At 69.6% G+C, this 1,644-nt stretch carries 1 protein-coding gene and 1 pseudogene; both read left to right on the top strand.

The window, feature by feature from the left end; all coding sequences use genetic code 11:
* Positions 1-47: 47 nt before the first annotated feature.
* Positions 48-536, top strand: coding sequence for a (2Fe-2S)-binding protein (locus HFRIS_RS24385; protein WP_006465698.1), 489 nt, complete (start codon positions 48-50; stop codon positions 534-536).
* Positions 533-1,644, top strand: a pseudogene (locus tag HFRIS_RS24380) (hypothetical protein); the annotation flags it as partial. The gene HFRIS_RS24385 and the pseudogene HFRIS_RS24380, both read left to right, overlap by 4 nt.

The raw sequence follows: 1,644 nt of genomic DNA, 5'->3' as shown, positions 1-1,644 counted from the left end.
GCAGATTTAGTGTGAACAGGCCCTAGGGCACCACGACACCAGAGACCATGCACAAGCAAGAACCCATCACCTTCCACGTCAACGGCCATGCGGCCACGCTGGACATCGCCGCCGACGCGCCGCTGCTGAACGTGTTGCGCAACGACCTTTGCCTGAACGGTCCCAAATTCGGCTGCGGCCTGGGCGAGTGCGGTGCCTGTACCGTGCTGGTCGATGGCGTGGCGGCGCGCTCCTGCGTGATCCCGCTGGCTGGCGTGGCCGGACGCCATGTGACCACGCTGGACGGCCTGGCCCAGGAGGGACGGCTGGACCCGGTACAGCAGGCCTTCATCGATGAACAGGGCGCACAGTGCGGCTACTGCATGAACGGCATGATCATGACCATCAAGGCCCTGCTGCTGCGCTCGCCCAGCCCGACCGAAGACGAGATCCGCAGCGAACTGGACTTCAACCTCTGCCGCTGCGGCACCCATGTGGAAATCATGCGCGCCGCCCTGCGTGCGGTCGAACTGCAGCGCCAGGGTGCGGCGCAATGAGTGCGCCCCTGCCCCGGCAGATGGCCGGCCCGCTGGCCACCGGCGCAGCATCCCTGCGTCACGCCCGCCTGGCCCTGCCGCCGCGACTGGACTGGCAACAGTCCCGCTATACCGGTGCCCGGCTGCAAGGCCTCGACAGCGAGGCCGCGATGCGCTGCCCGGGCGCGCCACAAGTGGTGCAGCGCCGGCATCTGGTGGCTGTCGTGGCCGACAGCGATGAACAGGCCCGCCAGGCATGCAGCCAGTTGCGCCTGCGCTGGAGCGAGGCAGCACCGCAGGACAGCACCCCGCGCGTACGCGCCGCGCAGACACTGCATGCCCGCGGCCAGGATTCCAGCGGCTTGCACGACATCACCATGGACGCCCACTACCAGTGGCGCGATGGGGAATCTGTATCCTCTGCCCTGTCAGCGTCCCCTTTCCCTTTCCCCGCGACCGGCATCGTCGCCATGGCCAGCCCGATGGGCGCGAGCCTGCGACTGGACCTGCCCTTCGGCAATCCCGCGCTGATCGCCATGGAAGTGGCGGCCCTGCTATCCCTGCCCGTGGCCCAGGTGGAGGTGCGCAGCCACCGCCCGCCGGCCAGCGCGCAGGAGCGCAGCGCCGCCAGCGACGTGGCCGGCGTGGTGGCGCTACTGGCCCTGCAATGCGGGCAGGCCGTCTCGCTGGTGCTGGAGCCGACCAACTTCGCCAGCAGCCCGACCTCGCTGCAGCTGCATGGCGAACTGGACCAGGATGGCCGCCTCGGCAGCTACCACCTGCATATCGAGCAGGACGCCCCGCCGCCGCCGCTGGCCTGGCTGCTGACGGAAACCGCCTATGCGCTGGAGGATGCCAGCGACCCGCGCGACGGCGCCGCCCTGGCCTCGCCCTACGACTGGCAGGCGCTGGAGATCATCGGGCCGCAAGGCGCTGAAATCCCGTTGGCGGCGAGCACCTTCGCGCAGGAAATCTTTTTCGACGAACTGGCCCAGCGCATCGGCGAGGACGCCGTGCAATACCGTCTGCAACACCTGCCCGATGCGCATGGCGCGGCGCTGGTGCGCTCGGTCGCCGAGGGGGCGGGCTGGAACGGTCCGGCCCGGCAGGTGCAGGGCGGCATCCTGCG

Origin of the sequence: Herbaspirillum frisingense GSF30 (assembly GCF_000300975.2) — a bacterium.
Taxonomy (GTDB): Bacteria; Pseudomonadota; Gammaproteobacteria; order Burkholderiales; family Burkholderiaceae_D; genus Herbaspirillum; species Herbaspirillum frisingense.
The sequence above is the reverse complement of the archived record's forward strand: the minus strand, read 5'-3'. Positions and strand labels throughout refer to the sequence as shown.

What these genes read in the sequence shown, in the direction of transcription:
- HFRIS_RS24385 (WP_006465698.1), top strand. Translation starts at nt 48, where the DNA reads ATGCACAAGCAAGAACCCATCACCTTCCACGTCAACGGCCATGCGGCC.